This window comes from Nocardia sp. Marseille-Q1738 (assembly GCF_965283145.1).
This window is the reverse complement of record NZ_CBDIMS010000003.1, coordinates 388,823-408,156: the sequence shown is the minus strand read 5'-3', so window position 1 is coordinate 408,156 and position 19,334 is coordinate 388,823. Positions and strand designations below refer to the sequence as shown.

Here is a 19,334-nt window from a genome sequence, read left to right as displayed (position 1 = left end):
CACTACGATGGACCCGCACTTGGTCACACCGCGCCGGTGCCAGAGTCGTCGAAAGGAACCCCGTGCTGCGCACCCACTTGGCTGGTTCGCTGCGAAGCGAGCATGCCGGTCTGACCGTCACTCTCACCGGCTGGGTGGCGCGGCGGCGTGACCACGGTGGGGTGATCTTCATCGATCTGCGCGATGCGTCCGGTGTGGCCCAGGCGGTGTTCCGCGAGGGCGCACCGGCCGAGCAGGCGCACCGGCTGCGCGCCGAGTACTGCGTGCGCGTCACCGGAACCGTGGAACCGCGGCCGAGCGGCAACGAGAACCCGGAGCTGCCGACCGGCACCATCGAGGTGAACGTCACCGAGCTCGAGGTGCTGAACGAGAGCGCCCCGCTGCCGTTCCAGCTGGACGAGCAGCCCGGTGAGGAGGCGCGCCTGAAGCATCGCTACCTGGACCTGCGCCGCGAGGGGCCGGCACACGCCATCCGGTTGCGGTCGAAGATCAACGCCGCCGCCCGCGAGGTGCTGGCTCGCCACGAGTTCGTCGAGGTCGAGACCCCCACGTTGACCCGCTCAACCCCGGAAGGCGCGCGCGACTTCCTGGTGCCCGCACGTCTGCAGCCGGGCAACTTCTACGCGCTGCCGCAGAGCCCGCAGCTGTTCAAGCAGTTGCTCATGGTCGGCGGCATCGAGCGGTACTACCAGATCGCGCGCTGCTACCGCGACGAGGACTTCCGTGCCGACCGCCAGCCGGAGTTCACCCAGCTCGACCTCGAGATGAGTTTCGTGCGCCAGGAGGACGTGATCCTGCTGGCCGAGGAGATCCTCGTCGCGCTGTGGAAGCTGGTCGGCTACGAGATCCCCACGCCGATCCCGCACATGACCTACGCCGAGGCCATGCGCCGATTCGGTACCGACAAGCCCGACCTGCGTTTCGGTGTCGAGATCACCGAGTGCACGGAGTTCTTCAAGGACACCCCGTTCCGGGTGTTCCAGGCGCCGTACGTCGGCGCGGTCGTCATGCCCGGCGGTGCGAGCCAGCCGCGGCGCCAGCTCGACGCCTGGCAGGAGTGGGCCAAGCAGCGCGGCGCCAAGGGGCTGGCCTATGTCCTGGTGAACGAAGACGGCACGCTGGGCGGCCCGGTCGCCAAGAACCTCAGCGACGCCGAGCGCGATGGCCTGGCCAAGCACGTCGGCGCGGTGCCGGGCGACTGCGTGTTCTTCGCGGCCGGTGCGGCCAAGGCGCAGCGCGCGCTGCTGGGTGCGGCGCGCGTCGAGATCGCCCGCAAGGTCGGCCTGATCGACGAGGACGCCTGGTCGTTCGTGTGGATCGTGGACGCGCCGCTGTTCGAGCCCACCGCCGAGGCGACCGCGAGCGGCGATGTGGCCGTGGGTCATTCCGCGTGGACCGCGGTGCACCACGCGTTCACCTCGCCGAAGCCGGAATCGTTGGAGACCTTCGACATCGAGCCGGACTCCGCGCTCGCCTATGCCTACGACATCGTCTGCAACGGCAACGAGATCGGTGGCGGCTCGATCCGTATCCACCGACGTGACGTGCAGGAACGTGTATTCAAGGTGATGGGCATCAGCCACGAGGAGGCGCAGGAGAAGTTCGGCTTCCTGCTGGACGCCTTCGCCTTCGGCGCCCCGCCGCACGGCGGCATCGCGTTCGGCTGGGACCGGGTCACCGCGCTGCTGGCAGGGGAGGACTCGATCCGCGAGGTCATCGCGTTCCCGAAGACCGGCGGCGGCGTCGACCCGTTGACCGACGCGCCCGCGCCGATCACCGAGCTGCAGCGTAAAGAAGCGGGCCTCGACGTCAAGCCGGGGCAGCAGAAGGACTAGGGACTTCGGCTGCGAGGCCGGTCCTGTGGAGCGGCTCGAGCGGGGATGCGCTCCCCGGTCGGCAGTGAGCGCCCGGTTCACAGTGCGGCGACGGTGCCACCGGTGAGCGTGCGGTAGGCGTAGGTCACGGCGATGGTGGCGACCGGGCCCGCGATCAGCAGGCCGAGACCGCACAGCAGCAGCCCGAGGAAGGTCACCACCAGCACCGCCAGCGCGAGCAGCAGGACCTGCCAGGCATTGGCGACGACCAGGCTGAAGCTGGACTTCAGCGCCTCGAACGGACCCTGATCCTGATCGACGACGAAGTGCAGCGAGAACATGCACAGCAAGCCGGCGATCAGACCCGGGATCAGGCAGATCGCCGAGCCGAGAAAGGTCAGCAGGAACGCCAGCAGCGCGGTGAGCAGTACGTTCCCCGCGTTCAAGAAGCGGAAGTACGCGCCGAACGGCGGTGGTGTGCCGTCGGTTTCGTACAGCGCGCCGCGCACCATGGCCGACTGCAGCAACCACACCCCGGCCATGATCGCCAGGAAGATGAGCAGCAGTGGCAGCATCGTCGTCGGGTCGGTGAGTTGCACGACGAGCGAGAACGTCAGATAGATGACCACGCCCACCGCGGTCACCCCGACCCACGGTCCCGGGTTGGCCCGGAACTTCGCCCAGCCGTAGCTGAGCGCCCGGCCGACGTCGAGCGTGCCGGGACCGGCGGGAAGCTGCTGGTAGCCGTAGACCGGCTGCTGTGGCGGCGCGGCCCCGGACGGCGTCCAGCCCGGCCCGGTGCCCGGCGGGCCGTAGCTGGGGTGCGGTGCGCCCACCGGCGGCGGCGGTTCCAGCGGTTCGTTGCCATAGTGCCCGGCGCCGGGGCCCTCGAACTGCGGATATCCGGCCGAGCCCGCCATTTCGTGGCGGGCCTGGCCGGTCCCGGTTCCTGGCGTCTGGGGGTCGGCGCTCTCGTGCTGCCCTGGCCGCGCCGCGAAGCGCTGCTCGTCGTCCGGGTGGGCGGCGCCGCCAGCCGATTTCGATGTGGGAGGCGGAGTTTCGGTCATGCGTAGACCTTTCCACTCAACTGGTTTGCGATGTGGCGCAGGACAGTTGACGATGAGAAAACCCGACGGGTGTAAAGGTGTCAAGCGACCGGCCTTTGCCCTCCGACCTTGCCGAAGACACGCCGGGCGACGCGGAAAGGTTGTGTAACCGCTCGCTAGAAGTGACCCGATGCGAGTAACTTGAGAGGCGATGACCGCACTATTGGCCGAACGCGCCGCCGAAGTCGTGTCCGCAGCGCAACAGTTGCTCACAAAGCGAATGGGTGCTCCGGTAAAGCTGAGCGATCCGATCGAACTCAGCGGTAGTGGTAGAACGACGGTCCTCCGTGTGCGTGTATCGGAGAACGCCTTCTCGTTGCCGCGAACCCTGATCATCAAGCAGGTCCGCGGGGCCGCGCAGGATCGCCGGACCGGCGGCTTGGCGCCCGGCGTCGCCAGTATCGACTCCGCGTTTCTCCGTGAGACCGTCTCGTATCAGTTCACCACCGCACTCAGCCGGGAACAGCGGCCGGGTGCGTACCTGATCGCCCACAGCCTCCCCGACCGGCTGCTGATCCTCAGCGACCTCGGTGAGAACTCCCTGCTCACCGCCGTGCTGCAGTCCGGAGCCGAGCCGGCCACCCGCAACGCGCTGATGGCGTTCGCGCAGGCGCTGGGCCGGATGCACGCCGCGACCGTCGGCCGCGAGGCGGACTTCGTCGCCCTGCTGCGCCGGGTCGAGGTGGTACACCGGGTGGACGGCATCGCGCAGCAGGCCGAGACGGCGATCGCCGAGGTGCCCGGCATGCTGCAGCGCGAACTGGGCATCGAGGTGCCCGGGGAGATCGCCGAGCGGATCGTGCGCGGCAATCGCCTGTACTCCGCGGGCCGCTTCCGCGCGTTCAGCCCGTCGGACCTGTGCCCGGACAACGTGATCTTGAACGAGGAGGGCGCTCGCTTCCTCGACTACGAGTGGGGCGGATTCCGCGACGCCACCCTGGACATCGCCTACGCGCTGGTGTCCTTCCCCGGCTGCCTGTGCGATGTCGAACTCTCCCGCGAGCGCGGCAGGCAGATGGTGGAGGCATGGCGCTCCGAGGTGGTTGGCGTGTGGCCCGCGCTGGCCGACGACGAACTGCTCGCCGAGCGCATCCTCGAAGCCCGGCTGATCTGGGTGTGGCTGTCCACCTACTGGTTTCTGCCCGCCGATCACACGCGCATCGCGGCCGCCCGGGAGCACGGTCTGTCGGTGCCGCGCTCGGCGGCCCTGATCAACCGCTGGGCCGCGCTCGCCGAGGACGCCAGGTGCACGGGCGACGACATCATCGGCGACTTCGCCGAGGACGTCTCGGCGATGCTGGAAGAGCGCTGGTCGGAGTAGGTCCGGCGGAAGCCGTCCGCCACTCGCCGCAATGGCGAGGCCCACGGTCATCGAACCGCGGGACTGCCCATCAGCTGAGCGGGATCTGCCGCGGCTCGATCCGGCCGCCGGAGCGGACGGCGAACGAAGCGCCGTGGCGCACCACGGAATTCGGGTCGGTCACATTCAGCAGGTAGTACCAGTCCATCTGCGCGTGGTCCGCGGTGACCTCCAGCACGCCATATCCGTGCGAATCCAGTTCGGCATAGCGCAGATGGTGGTTGACCGACTTGATCGATTCGGCGATCGGCGCGGTGTTCGCCCGCACCATGTCGCCGATGCTGGTCGAGGTCACCGACGGTACGACGAACTCGGCGCCCGCGGTGGCGCCACCCGGATAGTTCGCCGCGTGCACGGGCAGGTCCGCGGCCCACGAGGAATGGATGTCGCCGGTGAGGAAGACCACGTCGGAGATCTGCTGCTCGACGATCGCGTGGAACAGGCGGGCGCGATCGGCGGTGTAGCCGTCCCACTGGTCGCCGTTCGGTGCCAGGCCGGACTGCGGAATGCCCAAGGTACTGGTGAACGCCGCCGTAGTGGCCGGTTCCAATGGCGGGAAGGCCAGCGGGGCGATCATCACCGAGTTGCCGACCAGCTTCCACCGCACCGGCGCCGAGGCCAGGCCGGCGGTCAGCCACTCCATCTGGGCCTTGCCGGTGAGCGTGCGCGCCGGATTGTCGGCGTCGCGCCAGTCCGCTCCCGGCTTCGCCTCTTGGTCGCGATAGCTGCGCAAATCCAGCATGGCGAGTTCGGCCAGGGTGCCGAAGCGCAGCCTGCGGTAGATGCGCGCCTGCGCACCGGAACCGGCGGCCCGGACCGGCATCCACTCCAAGTAGGCCTGCACGGTCGCGGCTCGCCGCTCGGCCCAGCTGCCCTCGGTCGCGGGGTCGTGGTTGTTCGCGCCGCCGGACCAGGAGTTGTTCGCCGACTCGTGGTCGTCCCAGGTGCAGACGAACGGCAGGGCCGCGTGCAGGTCGAGCAGATCGGGATCGGTCTTGTACTGCGCATGACGGATGCGGTAATCGGCCAGGCTGACGATTTCGTGGGCCGGGTCGTGCGCTCGCACCGTGCCGTTGCGGCCGCCGTACTTGCCGCGACCGTACTCGTAGATGTAGTCGCCCAGGTGCACGATCGCGTCCAGGTCGGAACGCGCGGCCAGATGACGGTAGGCGCCGAAGTATCCGGCCTCCCAGTTCGAGCACGAGACCACCCCGAACCGGAGGCGTTCGGGGGAATCCGCGGCGGCGGGCGCGGTCTTCGTGCGGCCGACCGGCGAGGTCGCACCGAGCGCGCTGAAGCGGTAGAAGTACTCGGCCCCCGGCGCGAGACCCGAGACGTCGATCTTGACGGTGTGATCGGAATCCGCGGTCGCCGTCGCGGTGCCGGAGGCGGTGACCGCGGCGAACCGGTCGTCCGCGGCGATCTCCCACCGCACGCTCGCCGGGGCGCCGAGGCCGGAGCCGGGCGTCGCGGCGTCGGAGACGGTGACGCGGGTCCAGATGATCACGCCGTCGGGGAGCGGATCGCCCGAGGCCACGCCGTGGCGGAACACCGGTGTCCCGGCGCCCGCGCGTCCGGCGCCGAAGACCGCGGTGGCGGTGGCTGCCGCCGCGCCACCTCGCAGGAGGGTGCGGCGAGCGAAACCCCCGAGGGACACGGGATCTGAAACGTGCACGTTTTCAGTCACGGGTGTTGATCACATCCGAAGGACCGGCGACACGCAACTCGGCCGGCGCGTCCGCAGCCGCACGGCGGCTCGAGCTGCCATGGTGCTCGGGAAGGGCATGCGGTGCTGTCGGTGCGGCTCGGTAACGTACTTTTCGTGAGCGAGCGTCAGCGAGTGAACCGAGGACACGGCGCGCATTCGCGCACGACGGAGCCGAGCGCCGGCGAGGCGCAGTCGTGAGCGAGCGTCAGCGAGTGAACCGAGAGCACAGCGCGCATTCGCGCACGACGGAGCCGAGCGCCAGCGAGGCGGAGTCGTGAGCGATGGCTTGTTCGACGTGCCCGGGGCCGCGGTGCCTCTGGAGCACTCGATCGACAGGGTGGTGCGCAGGGACGCGGGTGCGCCGCTGGCGGTCCGCATGCGTCCCGCCACGCTGGAGGAGGTGGTCGGGCAGCAGCATCTGCTCGGTCCCGGTTCTCCGCTGCGCAGGCTGATCGAGGGCTCCGGCGCGGCGTCGGTGCTGCTGTACGGCCCGCCCGGCACCGGGAAGACCACCCTCGCCGCGCTCATCTCCCAGGCGACCGGCCGTCGTTTCGAGGCGCTGTCGGCGCTCTCGGCCGGCGTCAAGGAGGTTCGCGCGGTCATCGATATGGCGCGTCGCAGGTTGTCGGCGGGCGAGCAGACCGTGCTGTTCATCGATGAAGTGCACCGCTTCTCCAAGACCCAGCAGGACGCGCTGCTGGCCGCGGTGGAGAACCGGATCGTCCTGCTGGTCGGCGCGACCACCGAGAATCCGTCGTTCTCGGTGGTGTCGCCGCTGCTGTCGCGCTCGCTGGTGTTGCAACTGCGCTCGCTCACCGAAGCCGATATCCGCGTCGTGCTCACCCGCGCGATCACCGATTCGCGCGGGCTCGACGGCCAGTACACCGTTACCGACGCCGCGCTCGACCACATCGTCCGGATCGCGGGCGGTGACGCCCGGCGGGCGCTGACCGCGCTGGAAGCCTCGGCCGAATCCTCGCTCGACGGCACCGTCGACGTGGACCTGGTCGAGGCCAGCGTGGACAAGGCCGCGGTCCGCTACGACCGCGCCGGCGACCAGCATTACGACGTGATCAGCGCGTTCATCAAGTCCATCCGCGGCTCGGACGTCGACGCCGCGCTGCACTACCTGGCCCGGATGCTGAGCGCGGGCGAGGACCCCCGCTTCATCGCGCGCAGGCTGATGATCCACGCGAGCGAGGACATCGGCATGGCCGATCCGATGGCGTTGCAGACGGCCACCGCCGCCGCGCAGGTGGTGCAGATGGTCGGGCTGCCCGAGGGCCGGCTCGCGCTGGCTCAGGCGACGATCCATCTGGCGACCGCACCGAAATCCGGCGCCGTCGTGGCCGCGATCGGCGCGGCCATGGCCGACGTCGCGGCGGGGAAGGCGGGCGCGGTCCCGCCGCACCTGCGCGACGGCCACTACCCGGGCGCGGCCGCACTCGGCAACGCCCAGGGCTACCAGTACCCGCACGACGACAAGGACGGCGTCCTCGCCCAGCAGTACCCGCCCGACGAACTGGTCGGCGTCGACTACTACCACCCCACCGACCACGGCCACGAACGCGAGATCGGTCCCCGCGTACAGAAGCTTCGCCGTATCGTCCGGGATACGTGAGGCCGGATAGCCGCGCGGCAGGATTCGCCGAATACAGCCGGTCCCAGGACAAACCGGGATCGGGAATGCCCGACGAGTAGCGTACGGCTGCATGATCAGTGTATTCACCGTTCGGCCGAGCAGAACGGGAGGACCTGGTGACGGCCATGGTGCAGCGACCTCAAATGCTTACGCGCGGACGCGCCGCGGCCCCCGGGCGATGAATATTCGCGTGCACCGCACCGGTAGGCTGGATATTTGTGCAGACCCACGAGATCCGACGGCGTTTCCTGGACCATTTCCTCCGTGCCGGCCATACCGAGGTGCCGAGTGCCTCGCTGATCCTGGCCGATCCGAACCTGCTGTTCGTCAACGCAGGCATGGTCCAGTTCAAGCCGTACTTCCTGGGTCAGGAAGCGCCGCCCTACGCGCGGGCGACCAGCGTGCAGAAATGCGTGCGCACCGGCGACATCGAAGAGGTCGGCGTCACGACGCGGCACAATACGTTCTTCCAGATGGCGGGGAATTTTTCCTTCGGTGACTACTTCAAGGAGGGGGCGATCACCCTCGCCTGGGAACTGATCGCCAAGCCGCAGGACGAAGGCGGTTACGGATTCGATCCCGAGCGGATCTGGGTGACCGTGTACCAGGACGACCCGGAGACGGCCGAGATCTGGAAGCGGGTCGCGGGCATTCCCGCGGAGCGTATCCAGTTCCGCGACGGCAAGGACAACTACTGGGACATGGGCGTGCCCGGCCCGGGTGGTCCGTGCTCGGAGATCTACTATGACCGCGGTCCCGAGCACGGCCGCGACGGCGGCCCGGTCGCTGACGAGGACCGCTACCTCGAGATCTGGAATCTCGTCTTCATGCAGGACATCCGCGGCGAGCTGAGCCCGAAGCTGGGTCACCCGCCGGTCGGGTCGCTGCCGAAGAAGAACATCGACACCGGTATGGGCGTCGAGCGGATCGCCTTGCTGCTGCAGGGCGTGGACAACGTCTACGAGACCGACCTGCTGCGCCCGATCATCGACAAGGCCGAGGAGCTGACCGGACGCTCCTACGGCGTGCAGCACGAGGACGACGTGCGCTTCCGCGTGATCGCCGATCACGCCCGCACCGCCGCCATGCTGATCTCCGACGGCGTCAACCCGGGCAATGACGGCCGCGGCTACGTGCTGCGCCGCCTGCTGCGCCGCATCGTGCGCTCGGCTCGGCTGCTCGGCGCCGAGAAGCCGGTGATGAGCGAGTTCATGAAGGTCGTGAGCGACCTGATGGCCCCCTCCTACCCGGAGCTGGCCACCGACTTCCGCCGCATCGAGACCGTCGCGGTCGGCGAGGAGACGGCGTTCCTCAAGACGCTGAACACCGGCTCCACCCTGTTCGACAACACCGCCGCCGCGGTGAAGGCCAAGGGCGGCACGACGATCGCCGGGTCGGACGCGTTCACCCTGCACGACACCTACGGCTTTCCGATCGATCTGACCCTGGAGATGGCCGCCGAGGCCGGACTGTCGGTCGACGAGGAAGGCTTCCGCTCGCTCATGGCCGAGCAGCGCCAGCGTGCCAAGGAGGACGCCCAGGCCCGCAAGCACGCGCACGCGGACCTCACGATCTACAAGGAGCTCGTCGACCGCGGCGCCACCGAGTTCACCGGGTTCGACGAACTCACCTCCGAAGCCACCGTGCTCGCGCTGATCGCCGACGGCGTGCGGGTACCGGCCGCGACCACGGGCCAGGACGTCGAGGTGATCCTGGACCGCAGCCCGCTCTACGCCGAATCCGGCGGCCAGATCGCCGACCGCGGCTCCATCACCGCTTCCTCCGGACTGAAGCTGCGCGTGAACGACGTGCAGAAGATCGCCAAGAAGCTGTGGGTGCACAAGACCACGGTGGAACACGGCCAGATCACCGAGGGCGATGTCGTCCTCGCGCAGGCCGACCCGGCCTGGCGGCGCGGGGCCACCCAGGGGCACTCCGGCACGCACATGGTGCATGCCGCCCTGCGGCAGGTGCTCGGCCCGAACGCGGTGCAGGCGGGCTCGCTGAACAAGCCGGGCTATTTGCGCTTCGACTTCAACTGGCAGGGCCAGCTGTCCGAACAGCAGAAGGCCGATATCGAGGCCGTGTCCAACGACGCGGTCGGCTCCGACTTCCCGGTGAACACCTTCGTGACCGACCTGCCGAAGGCCAAGCAGATGGGCGCGCTCGCCCTGTTCGGCGAGAACTACGGCAACCAGGTCCGCGTGGTGGAGATCGGTGGCCCGTTCTCCATGGAGCTGTGCGGTGGCACGCACGTGGAGCATTCCTCGCAGATCGGCCCGATCACGGTGCTCGGCGAGTCGTCGGTCGGCTCCGGCGTGCGCCGTGTCGAGGCGTTCGTCGGCCTGGACTCCTACAAGTACCTGGCCAAGGAGCGTGCGCTGCTGGCCGGTATCGCCTCCGCGCTGAAGGTGCCCTCGGAAGAGGTGCCCGGGCGCGTCGAGCAGTTGGTGGAGCGGCTCAAGGCGGCCGAGAAGGAGCTCGAGCGCACCAAGATGGCCGCGGTGCTCTCCTCGGCGGGCAAGTTCGCCGACGAGGCCGAGCGGATCGGTCGCCTGCTGCTGGTCGCCGTGGCCGCGCCGGAAGGGGTGCCCGCGGGCGATCTGCGGACGCTGGCCACCGATATCCGCGGCCGGTTCGGTAGTGAGCCCGCCGTGGTGGTGCTGCTCGGCAACACCGACGGCAAGGTGCCGTTCGTGGTCGCCGTGAACAAGCCCGCCCAGGAGTTCGGCATCAAAGCCGGGGATCTGGTCGGCAGCTTCGGCCCGAGCATCGCCGGGCGGGGCGGCGGCAAGCCGGAGATGGCCCAAGGCGCCGGATCGGATCCCTCGGGCATTCCGGCGGGCCTCGCCGCGGTCCGCGCGCGGGTGGCCGAACTAGCCGGGTGATGGGCGACTCCGAAGAACCGGAGAGGTCGGCGCGCCGCGGCGCCGACCGTCCGGATCCTGCCACCGATCCCGGTCGAGGCAGGCGGATCGGTGTCGACGTCGGCAGTGTCCGGATCGGGGTCGCCGCGTGCGATCCCGACGGCATTCTCGCCACGCCGGTGGAGACCGTGCCGCGGGCGAAACAGCGGCAGCGCACCGCCCCCGCACCCGATATCGGAAGAATTGCCGAGATTGTGCGGGAGTACGAAGCCGTCGAGGTCATCGTTGGATTACCGCGAACATTACGCGGGGAGAAGGGCACTGCCGCTACGCTGGCGACCGCATTCGCTGAAAGATTGCGAGCCGCCGTCGCTCCGGTGCCGGTCCGGCTTTCCGACGAACGTTTGACTACGGTGTCAGCTGCACGTGCATTGCGGGACAGTGGAGTTCGCGCGCGTGGCCAGCGGCAGGTAATCGATCAGGCGGCGGCCGTGTCGATCCTGCAAGGATGGTTGGACGAACGGAGTGCGGTGTTGAGGTCGGTGGAAACGGGACGTTCTGCGTCGTCCGGAGACGATGCATGACGGATCGGTGGGCGCGGGCCGAGGAACTGTTCCGACAGCGCGAAGCTGATCGGCGTTACCGCAGAGACGAACAGGCCTGGGCCGCGCACGAGGACGACGCGTACGACGACTACGACGACGACACCGCTGTCATCCCGCGCTACGTGGATGACGACGACGAGCCACCCGCGCCGCCACCGCCCGCCCCGCGCCGCGGCGGGCAGCGCCCGAGGGCCGCTCGGCAGGAGACGCCACGCCGCCCCAAGCGCGTCCAGCCGGAAAGCCCCACCCGGCCGCGGCGCGGCAGGCGTTCCCGCGCCGCCTCGCGCAAGGCCGTCGAGCGTAAACGGCGGCGCAGGAACCTATGGATCGTCGCCGGCGTCTTCCTACTCCTGTTCGCCGGCGCCGCGGCCTTCGCGGGGATGAAGCTCGTCGACAGCCTCGGCGCCCCGGACGACTACGCCGGTCCGGCCGGACCGCTGGTGGTGGTGCAGGTGCACCCCGGCGACACCGCCCAGCAGATCGCCGCGACCATGGTCGAACGTGGTGTGGTCGCGAGCACGGGCGCGTTCTACGAAGCGGCCGTGCGCAATTCGAGCATGAGCACGGTGCAGCCCGGCTTCTACGCCATCCCCAGCCGCAGCCCCGCCGCCGAGGCGGTGTCCGCGCTGGTCGGCAAGCAGTCGAGGGTCGGGAACCTGGTCGTCTCCGAGGGACGGCTGCTGCACGACCAACACGACATGAGCACCGGTGGGCGGTATGACGGCATCTACCGCAAGATCGCGGAGGCCAGCTGCATCGGCACCGGCGCCAACCAGAAGTGCGTGACCTACGAACAGCTCGATGCCGCGGGCGCGAGTCTGGACTTGCCTGCGCTCGGGGTGCCCGCGTGGGCGATGCAGGGTGTCAGGGACTGCCCGGACCGGACAAGGCAGCTGGAAGGCCTCATCGCCGCGGGCACTTGGGATTTCGATCCGAGTGGGACGCCGGAGGAGATCCTGCGGCAATTGGTGACCGCGAGCGCGAAGAGCTACGAATCCACCGGACTGCTGCAGTCCGGTGCCGACACGAAACTGACGCCGTATGAGACGCTGGTCGCCGCCTCGCTGGTGGAACGTGAGGCGAAACCCCAGGACATGGGCAAGGTGGCACGGGTGATCGTGAACCGGCTGCGGGTCGATCAGATGCTGCAGTTCGACTCGACGGTGAACTACACCCTGGATCGCACCGAGGTGGCGACCACCGACGCTGACCGCGCCCAGGAAACCGCCTGGAACACCTATGCGATGCGTGGCCTGCCGCAGACCCCGATCGCCGCGCCGTCGTTGAACGCGTTGCGTGCCATGGAGAATCCGGAGCCGGGGCCGTGGCTGTATTTCGTCACCGTCGACAAGCAGGGCACCACCATGTTCACCGACGACTATCAGGAGCATCTGCGCCTGATCGCACGCGCGCAGCGCAGCGGCATTCTCGACAGTTCCAAGGACAACGGTGGCCGATAGTCGCAAGGCGGCGGTGCTCGGCAAGCCGATCGCGCACTCGCGATCGCCACAACTGCACCTGGCCGCGTATCGCGCGCTCGGGCTGAACTGGAGCTACGAGCGCATCGAATGCTCGGCCGAGCAGTTGCCCGGGTTGGTCGACGGGCTCGGGCCGGAATGGGTCGGCCTCTCGGTGACCATGCCCGGCAAGGAAGCGGCACTGGCCTACGCGGATCAGCGTACCGACCGGGCCGTGCTGGTCGGATCGGCCAACACCTTGGTTCGCACCGACGCAGGCTGGCTGGCCGACTGCACCGATGTGGACGGTGTGCTCGGCGCGCTCCGCGGCGGTGGTGTCACCGAGGTGACCGAGGGCGTGGTGCTGGGTGCGGGCGGCACCGCGCGGCCCGCCCTGCTGGCCTTGTCGGAGCTGGGCGCGAAGTCGGTGACCGTGGTGGCACGGGACGCCGGACGGGCACGCAGTGCTCTGGAACTTGCCGAGCGGCTGGGGATGATCGCGTCGTTGGCCGGATTCGATGCTCAGCCTCTTCAGGCGATCTGTGCGTCGGCGGGTGCCGTGGTCAGCACCGTCCCCGCCCCAGCGGCTGCGGTCGTCGGCCCTTCGGTGGCAGCCGCCCCGGTGGTCCTGGACGCGATCTACAACCCCTGGCCGACACCGCTGGCCGAGGCGGTGGCGCGGGCCGGGCACACGGTGGTCAGCGGTCTGCAGATGCTGCTGAACCAGGCATACGGGCAGGTCGAGCTGTTCACCGGGCAGCCTGCGCCGCGCGCGGAGATGGCGGCGGCGCTGGACGAGGGGCAGCGACCCGAAACCTGATACCAGTTCTGCTCGTGGCGGTCATGCTCTTCCGCCGCCATGACAGCCGTATTATTCTGCTCTCCAACGTGTTTCAACGGAGGGGGAGCGTTATGTTCATTCGAATCTGGGTTGCCGCCGCGATGGCGATCGCCGCGTCTGCGTTCGTGTTCGGCGGACAGTCCTCGGCAAAAGCCAATGGCTGCGCATCGGAGCAGCCGCGGTGGGGGTTCCAATGCGTATCTTCGGCGTCGAACGTCTCGCTGGCGAGCTGTCTGAAGGACGCGCCGCTCTGGAATGACCAGGCGCAGTGCGTTCAGCGAAACGACGGTAGCGGTAGGTACGACCTCTGGGTTCCGTCCAACTGACACATCTAGAGCCGTAGGCGCTACCAAAAAACACAGCTATGGTGTTTCGCATGAATGCTTGGGTGTTGCGGGCAGTGGTGCTCGGCGCGCTGGTGGTAGCGATGCGTGTCGCGCTCGGGTTGGCGATGGCGTACTGGCCGACGCACGGCGCGCTGATGCGTATTCTCTGCCTGATCGTGCTGGTCGCGGCCATCGTGGCCTGGGGTGTGCTCGACGGTCGCAAGGACCGTGTCACCAGCCCGGACCCGGAACGCGGAGCCGATCTGACCCTGCTGTGGCTGAAGGCCGCTGTCGCGGGTGGTGTCGGCAGCGGTCTAGTCGCCTGGGTCCTGGACTTGCTGCCCCGGTTCGACCTCGGTGACAACGGCCTGCTCTTCGAAGTGACGGCGGGCGCGTCGTTCATCATCCTGCTGATCTTCGTGCCCGCGCTGATCGGCGTCGGCATCGGGCGCATGCTCGCCGAGCGGCAGGGCGGCAAGGGTCGGTCCGCGCCGCCGTCGATGTACTCCGCAGCCGGCACCGCGGTCTGAGCCGACGGCGAACGGCGCGTCCCGAGTGGGGCGCGCCGTTCGCGTATCCGCCAGCAGTGCGCGCGGCCCAGCCATGCGCACTCCGACCCCGGCTTACAGCAGGACCGCGCCGCCGCTGGGGCTGTCCTCGCGAGCGATCGCCGAGTACGCGGCCGCCAGCAGGGTCGGATCGGGCCCTTCCAGGCGACCGGGCTTCGCCAAGCCGTCGAGCACGACGAAGCGCAGCACGCCGGAGCGGGTCTTCTTGTCGGTCTGCATAGCGTCCAACAGTTGGGGCAGCGCGTCGGCGTCGTAGCTGGTCGGCAACCCGACGGCGGACAGGATGGCGCGGTGCCGGTCGGCGGTGGCGTCGTCGAGCCGCCCGGCGAGGCGGCCGAGCTCGGCGGCGAAGACCAGACCGACGGAGACCGCCGCGCCGTGCCGCCAGCGGTAGCGCTCCCGCCGCTCGATCGCGTGGCCGAGAGTGTGACCGTAGTTGAGGATCTCGCGGAGGCTGGACTCCTTCAGGTCCGCCGCCACGACGTCGGCCTTCACCTGGATCGCGCGGCGGATCAGTTCCGGCAGCACCGCACCGGCCGGGTCGAGGGCGGCCTCCGGATCACGCTCCACGAGGTCGAGGATCACCGGATCGGCGATGAAACCGGCCTTGATGATCTCGGCCATGCCCGCCACGATCTCGTTGCGCGGGACCGTTTCCAGCGTGGCGAGGTCGACCAGCACGGCGGCGGGTTCGTGAAAGCAGCCGACGAGGTTCTTGCCTGCCTCGGTGTTGATGCCGGTCTTGCCGCCGACCGCCGCGTCGACCATGGCGAGCAGCGTGGTCGGCACATGCACGATGCGCACCCCGCGCATCCAGGTGGCGGCGACGAAACCGGCCAGGTCGGTCGCCGCGCCGCCGCCGAGACTGACCACGACGTCGTTGCGGGTCAAGCCGATGCGCCCGAGCACCTCCCAGCAGAATCCGGCGACGGCGAGGTCTTTGCCCGCCTCGGCGTCCGGGATCTCGATCCGGTGAGCGTCGATGCCGGTGTCGGCCAACGCCTTGCGCACCACCTCGGCGGTCTCGGTGAGCGGCGGCTGGTGGAAGATCGCCACGGTGCGCACGCCCGTGGTCGCGCCGGTGACCGACTCGACGAGTTCGCCGAGCAACCCGCGGCCGATGATCACCGGGTACGGGTCGGCGGTCCGGACTTCGAGACGACTCGGCTCTGTCACGTGGCTTGCTCCGATTCTGTTGGTGCTGTTGTCGACTGCTGCCGTGCCCGGGCGCGGGCACGGCGTGCGCGGGCACGCCTGGTTCGGCCGCCTGCTGACGGGTCACCGGTACCCACCCCGCCGGTGGCATCGGGTTCGCTCGTGGTGACCGCCCTACGCGCGCGACGGACACGAGCGGATGTGGTGGCGCCGGATTCCTGCGCGGGACCGGCCGCGGTATCGGTGGTCTCGCCCTGCTCCGCGGCCCTGCGCCGAGCGGCGGACCTGGCTCTGGCGCGGCGCCGGGCCCTGGACCGGCTGCTGCCCTGCGGGATTCCGCTGGACGGCGGCCGGAGACCGGGCTCGGTCCCGGCGCGCTCGGCCGGTTCCATGCCGAGCTTGGACATGATCATCCGCACCACCCGGCCCGGGCTGCGGCCGTCGGTGCGTACCCGGACGGTGGCCACCTCACGGTAGAGCGGGCGGCGGGTGCGCATCAGCTCGCGGTACTTCGTGCCGGGATCCGCGCTGTTGAGCAGCGGCCGCTGCGTGCTCGCTCCGGTACGCCGAAGGCCCTCGGCCACACTGATTTCCAGGTAGACGACGGTGCGGTTGCGCAACAACGCCCTGGTGTCCGCGGACAGCACCGCGCCGCCGCCGAGCGAGACGACGCCGCGCTCGGCCAGGATGGCGCGACGCACCACCCGCTCTTCGATCCTGCGGAATTCGGGCTCACCGTCTTCGGCGAAGATCTCCGGAATGGTCCGACCGGTCTCGCGCTCGATGCCGGCGTCGGTGTCGTACAGCTCGACGCCGAGTTCCCTGGCGAGCTTGCGGCCGATCGTGGACTTCCCCGCTCCCGGCGGTCCGACCAGCACCACGCGCGGGGCGCGCGGATCGGTCTGCACGATCATTGCGACCGACTGTCCGCGGGCACGTGCGGGCGGGTGCTGATGCGCTTGACGTAGCTGGTGATGTTCTCGGCCGTCTCGGTGAGCGAGTCGCCGCCGAACTTCTCCAGCGCGGCTTGCGCCACGACCAGCGCCACCATGGACTCGGCGACCACACCCGCGGCGGGCACGGCGCACACGTCCGAGCGCTGATGGATGGCCACCGCTTCGGCGCCGGTGGTCATGTCGACCGTGGACAGCGCGCGCGGCACCGTGGAGATCGGCTTCATCGCCGCACGCACGCGCAGCGCCTCGCCGTTGGTCATGCCGCCTTCCAAGCCGCCCGCGCGGTTGGTGGAGCGCAGTACGCCGTCCGGACCGGGCCGCATCTCGTCGTGCGCCTGGCTGCCGCGGCGGCGTGCGGTCTCGAAGCCGTCGCCGACCTCGACGCCCTTGATGGCCTGGATACCCATGAGCGCGGCCGCGAGGCGCGAGTCCAGGCGGTTCTCGCCGCTGGTGAACGAGCCGAGACCGACCGGAAGACCCTCGATGACCACCTCGACCACGCCGCCGAGCGTGTCGCCGTCCTTCTTGGCCGCCTCGATCTCGGCGATCATCGCCGCTTCGGCATCCTTGTCGAACGCGCGCACCGGGCTCTCGTCCACCGCGGCGAGATCGGCGGCGGTCGGCACGATGCCCGTCGTGTTCTGCGCGGTGCCGATGGAGACCACATGCGAAACGACCTCGGCGCCGAACGCCTGGCGCAGGAAGTTGCGTGCCACGGTGCCCGCCGCCACGCGCGCCGCGGTCTCCCTGGCGCTGGCCCGCTCGAGCACGTTGCGGGCGTCGTCGAAGTTGTACTTGAGCATGCCGGAATAGTCGGCGTGCCCGGGGCGGGGCCGGGTCAGCGGAGCGTTGCGAGCCAGCTCGGCGAGTTCGGCCGGATCCACCGGGTCGGCCGACATCACCGTGACCCACTTCGGCCACTCGGAGTTCGCGACCTCGATGGCGATCGGGCCGCCCATCGTGCGTCCGTGCCGCACGCCGCCGATGACGGTGACCTTGTCGGCCTCGAACTTCATCCGTGCGCCGCGCCCGTATCCCAGCCTGCGGCGCGCCAGCTGCGCGGAGATCTCCTCGGATGTCACCTCGACGCCCGCCACCATCCCCTCGAGGATGGCGACGAGAGCGGGACCATGGGATTCTCCGGCAGTTATCCAACGCAGCACGTCGTCCATCTTCCCATGTCGGCGCCCGCGCTCCGGAACTCGGCCCGCCGTGACGACGCCCACGTCGGCGGCAGGACGGTACGCGCGGCACGGGGCGGATCAGCGGGCGATCACGATGGCGCGATCCACCGACCGCAGCAGTGTCTCGCCGACCGAGCCGAACAGCAGACGGCCCAGGACACCGCGACCGCGGTTGCCCACGACGAGCAGCTGGCCGTCGCGCGAGCGTTCGAGCAGACGGCGCTCGGCACGGTCGCGCACCACCTCACGCCGAATGGGCACCTCCGGGTACCGCTCCTGCCATCCGGCCAGGCTCGTGGCCAGCACCGCTTCCTCGGTCCGGCGCAGCGCCGTCCGGTCGCCGCCGCTCGCCGCAGGCGGCTCGATCTCGCCCCAGGTGTGCACCGCCACCAGTTCGACCCCGCGCAGGGATGCCTCGGTCACGGCCACCTCGATGGCGGCCTGCTCGGCGCCCGAACCGTCCACCCCGACGACCACCGGGCAGGTGCTCGCCCGGTCCCACAGCGGCGCCTCGGCGGGCACCACGGCGACCGGGCAGTCCGCGTCTCGCGCGACGGCCGTGCTGACCGATCCCAGCAGCACCCGCTGGATCCGGCCGATACCGCGCGTGCCAACCACGAGCATCGCCGCGTTCCGGGAGCGCTCGATCAGGGCGGTGGCGATGTGCGCGGTGCGGATCTCGGTGCCGATGGCGATATCACGGATCACGTGCGCGGCGGCTTCGGCCGCGTTCGCGGCGCGTTCGATCGCCTCATCCGCTTCCCGCACCCGCAGCAGCGCGGCCGGACGCGGCGGATTGTCGGTGTCGGAACCCGGCGACGACTCCATGACGAGCTGGATGTGCAGGGGCGCGTCGTGCAGAGCGGCGGTCTGTGCCGCCCAGCGCACCGCGACGATCGACTCGGCGGACCCGTCGGTTCCCACGACGATCGGCCTCCGCGATGGATGCCTCGGATTCACTCGGCGGCTCCTTCTCGACGCTGCATCGCTGTCCTGGCGCACTCGAGCGGCAACTCGCCGAGGGCCGCACCTCGCTACCGCAGCTCGAGCGGCTGCTCGGGAAGTCGTTGCCTGCGGTTGATGGTACCGATGAATTGCGCTGTATTTGCTGGCTTCACCATCCGGCCCATCGTGTTGCCCTGCTCGCGCCTCGAACGTGGCTCGTCGGTGCCGCGACAGCGCCGCTCAGCCCGAGTCCATGACCGGCGATACGAGGACGAGCAACGTGGACAGGCACATCGATGGTCCGTGCGGCACGGTGCACCGCGTGCCGGCCGGGCCACCGATGTCCGACGTGCGCAGGTGCCGAGCGGCCAGCGCCGCGACCGCGATGCAGACCGTGAGCGCGGGTGCGCCGAGCGCCGCCCAGACCCACGCCTGGGCGCCGCCGAGCGCGGCCGCCCCACCCAGGCCGAGCGCGAGTTTGACGTCCCCCGCGCCCATCGCGGCGGGCGCGGCCAGGTGGACCAGCAGATACGGCGTAGCGAGGAATGCCGCACCGAGTGCCGCGACCGTGAATTGCCCTGTGATCAGGGCGTATCCGAGCACCGCCAGGGCACCGAAACCGGTCAGTCTGTTCGGAAGGCGTCGTTCCCGGAGGTCGGCCACGGTCAATGCCGCACACCAGGCGGCGAGGGCGGTGAACGCGAAAGGAGACATACCTCCACCCTCGCCCCGCGCCGGTGCCCGGAAGTCGCGCCGGGCCGAAATGTGCACAACATGAGCGAATGTGAACAGCGAATGC

The 19,334-nt window shown here is 69.7% G+C and carries 15 protein-coding genes and 1 pseudogene; 9 read left to right on the top strand and 7 right to left on the bottom strand.

Annotated features, from left to right (window positions below):
* The first annotated feature begins 62 nt into the window (after positions 1–62).
* Positions 63–1,835 (top strand): aspartate--tRNA ligase, encoded by a 1,773-nt coding sequence (aspS, locus tag ACWPXK_RS15370; protein ID WP_454196786.1) that lies wholly within the window; start codon positions 63–65, stop codon positions 1,833–1,835.
* A gap of 77 nt (positions 1,836–1,912) precedes the next feature.
* On the opposite strand, the gene ACWPXK_RS15365 is transcribed toward aspS, so the two are convergent.
* Complete coding sequence (locus ACWPXK_RS15365; RefSeq protein ID WP_454196785.1) at positions 1,913–2,881, bottom strand: hypothetical protein; 969 nt, start codon at positions 2,879–2,881, stop codon at positions 1,913–1,915.
* 190 nt (positions 2,882–3,071) lie between these two features.
* Between ACWPXK_RS15365 and ACWPXK_RS15360 the strand changes: the two genes are divergently transcribed.
* A complete protein-coding gene (locus ACWPXK_RS15360) occupies positions 3,072–4,241 on the top strand; it encodes a phosphotransferase family protein (protein WP_454196784.1) in 1,170 nt (389 codons plus the stop codon).
* A 70-nt stretch (positions 4,242–4,311) separates the two neighbouring features.
* On the opposite strand, the gene ACWPXK_RS15355 is transcribed toward ACWPXK_RS15360, so the two are convergent.
* Positions 4,312–5,937, bottom strand: coding sequence for an alkaline phosphatase D family protein (locus ACWPXK_RS15355; RefSeq protein WP_454196783.1), 1,626 nt, complete (start codon positions 5,935–5,937; stop codon positions 4,312–4,314).
* 325 nt (positions 5,938–6,262) lie between these two features.
* On the opposite strand from ACWPXK_RS15355, the gene ACWPXK_RS15350 reads away from it, so the two are divergent.
* The 7 genes from ACWPXK_RS15350 (at position 6,263) to ACWPXK_RS15320 (ending at position 14,256) form a co-directional block, all read left to right on the top strand.
* On the top strand, positions 6,263–7,609 hold the full coding sequence (locus ACWPXK_RS15350; RefSeq protein WP_454196782.1) for a replication-associated recombination protein A: 1,347 nt from the start codon (positions 6,263–6,265) through the stop codon (positions 7,607–7,609).
* A gap of 239 nt (positions 7,610–7,848) precedes the next feature.
* A complete protein-coding gene (gene alaS, locus ACWPXK_RS15345; protein ID WP_454196781.1) occupies positions 7,849–10,518 on the top strand; it encodes an alanine--tRNA ligase in 2,670 nt (889 codons plus the stop codon).
* Complete coding sequence (ruvX, locus tag ACWPXK_RS15340) at positions 10,518–11,081, top strand: Holliday junction resolvase RuvX (protein ID WP_454196780.1); 564 nt, start codon at positions 10,518–10,520, stop codon at positions 11,079–11,081. The genes alaS and ruvX overlap by 1 nt, the downstream gene beginning before the upstream one ends.
* Positions 11,078–12,562 carry an endolytic transglycosylase MltG gene (locus ACWPXK_RS15335; RefSeq protein WP_454196779.1) on the top strand — a complete coding sequence of 495 codons (1,485 nt, stop codon included), beginning with the start codon at positions 11,078–11,080 and terminating at the stop codon, positions 12,560–12,562. The genes ruvX and ACWPXK_RS15335 overlap by 4 nt, the downstream gene beginning before the upstream one ends.
* On the top strand, positions 12,552–13,379 hold the full coding sequence (locus tag ACWPXK_RS15330) for a shikimate dehydrogenase (RefSeq protein ID WP_454196778.1): 828 nt from the start codon (positions 12,552–12,554) through the stop codon (positions 13,377–13,379). The genes ACWPXK_RS15335 and ACWPXK_RS15330 overlap by 11 nt, the downstream gene beginning before the upstream one ends.
* Positions 13,380–13,393: 14 nt before the next feature.
* Complete coding sequence (locus ACWPXK_RS15325) at positions 13,394–13,726, top strand: hypothetical protein (protein WP_454196777.1); 333 nt, start codon at positions 13,394–13,396, stop codon at positions 13,724–13,726.
* A 50-nt stretch (positions 13,727–13,776) separates the two neighbouring features.
* On the top strand, positions 13,777–14,256 hold the full coding sequence (locus ACWPXK_RS15320; RefSeq protein WP_454196776.1) for a B-4DMT family transporter: 480 nt from the start codon (positions 13,777–13,779) through the stop codon (positions 14,254–14,256).
* A gap of 93 nt (positions 14,257–14,349) precedes the next feature.
* Here ACWPXK_RS15320 and aroB read toward each other — a convergent pair whose 3' ends face one another.
* The 5 genes and pseudogenes from aroB to ACWPXK_RS15295 form a co-directional block, all read right to left on the bottom strand.
* Entirely contained in the window at positions 14,350–15,471 is a 1,122-nt protein-coding gene (gene aroB, locus ACWPXK_RS15315; RefSeq protein WP_454196775.1) for a 3-dehydroquinate synthase, read from the bottom strand.
* Between the two features lie 374 nt (positions 15,472–15,845).
* A pseudogene (locus tag ACWPXK_RS15310) lies at positions 15,846–16,364 on the bottom strand (shikimate kinase); the annotation flags it as partial.
* Entirely contained in the window at positions 16,361–17,569 is a 1,209-nt protein-coding gene (aroC, locus tag ACWPXK_RS15305) for a chorismate synthase (protein ID WP_454197053.1), read from the bottom strand. The pseudogene ACWPXK_RS15310 and the gene aroC, both read right to left, overlap by 4 nt.
* A 99-nt stretch (positions 17,570–17,668) precedes the next feature.
* Entirely contained in the window at positions 17,669–18,514 is an 846-nt protein-coding gene (locus ACWPXK_RS15300; protein WP_454196774.1) for a universal stress protein, read from the bottom strand.
* 261 nt (positions 18,515–18,775) lie between these two features.
* Positions 18,776–19,249: a prepilin peptidase gene (locus ACWPXK_RS15295; protein ID WP_454196773.1), complete on the bottom strand. Its 474-nt coding sequence runs from the start codon at positions 19,247–19,249 to the stop codon at positions 18,776–18,778.
* Positions 19,250–19,334 lie beyond the last annotated feature (85 nt).

Bases quoted from the DNA above. Each gene is read 5' to 3' on its own strand.
- ACWPXK_RS15365 (WP_454196785.1), bottom strand. From the start codon at position 2,881: ATGACCGAAACTCCGCCTCCCACATCGAAATCGGCTGGCGGCGCCGCC.
- ACWPXK_RS15295 (WP_454196773.1), bottom strand. From the start codon at position 19,249: ATGTCTCCTTTCGCGTTCACCGCCCTCGCCGCCTGGTGTGCGGCATTG.
- ACWPXK_RS15320 (WP_454196776.1), top strand. From the start codon at position 13,777: ATGAATGCTTGGGTGTTGCGGGCAGTGGTGCTCGGCGCGCTGGTGGTA.
- ACWPXK_RS15360 (WP_454196784.1), top strand. From the start codon at position 3,072: ATGACCGCACTATTGGCCGAACGCGCCGCCGAAGTCGTGTCCGCAGCG.
- ruvX (WP_454196780.1), top strand. From the start codon at position 10,518: ATGGGCGACTCCGAAGAACCGGAGAGGTCGGCGCGCCGCGGCGCCGAC.
- ACWPXK_RS15335 (WP_454196779.1), top strand. From the start codon at position 11,078: ATGACGGATCGGTGGGCGCGGGCCGAGGAACTGTTCCGACAGCGCGAA.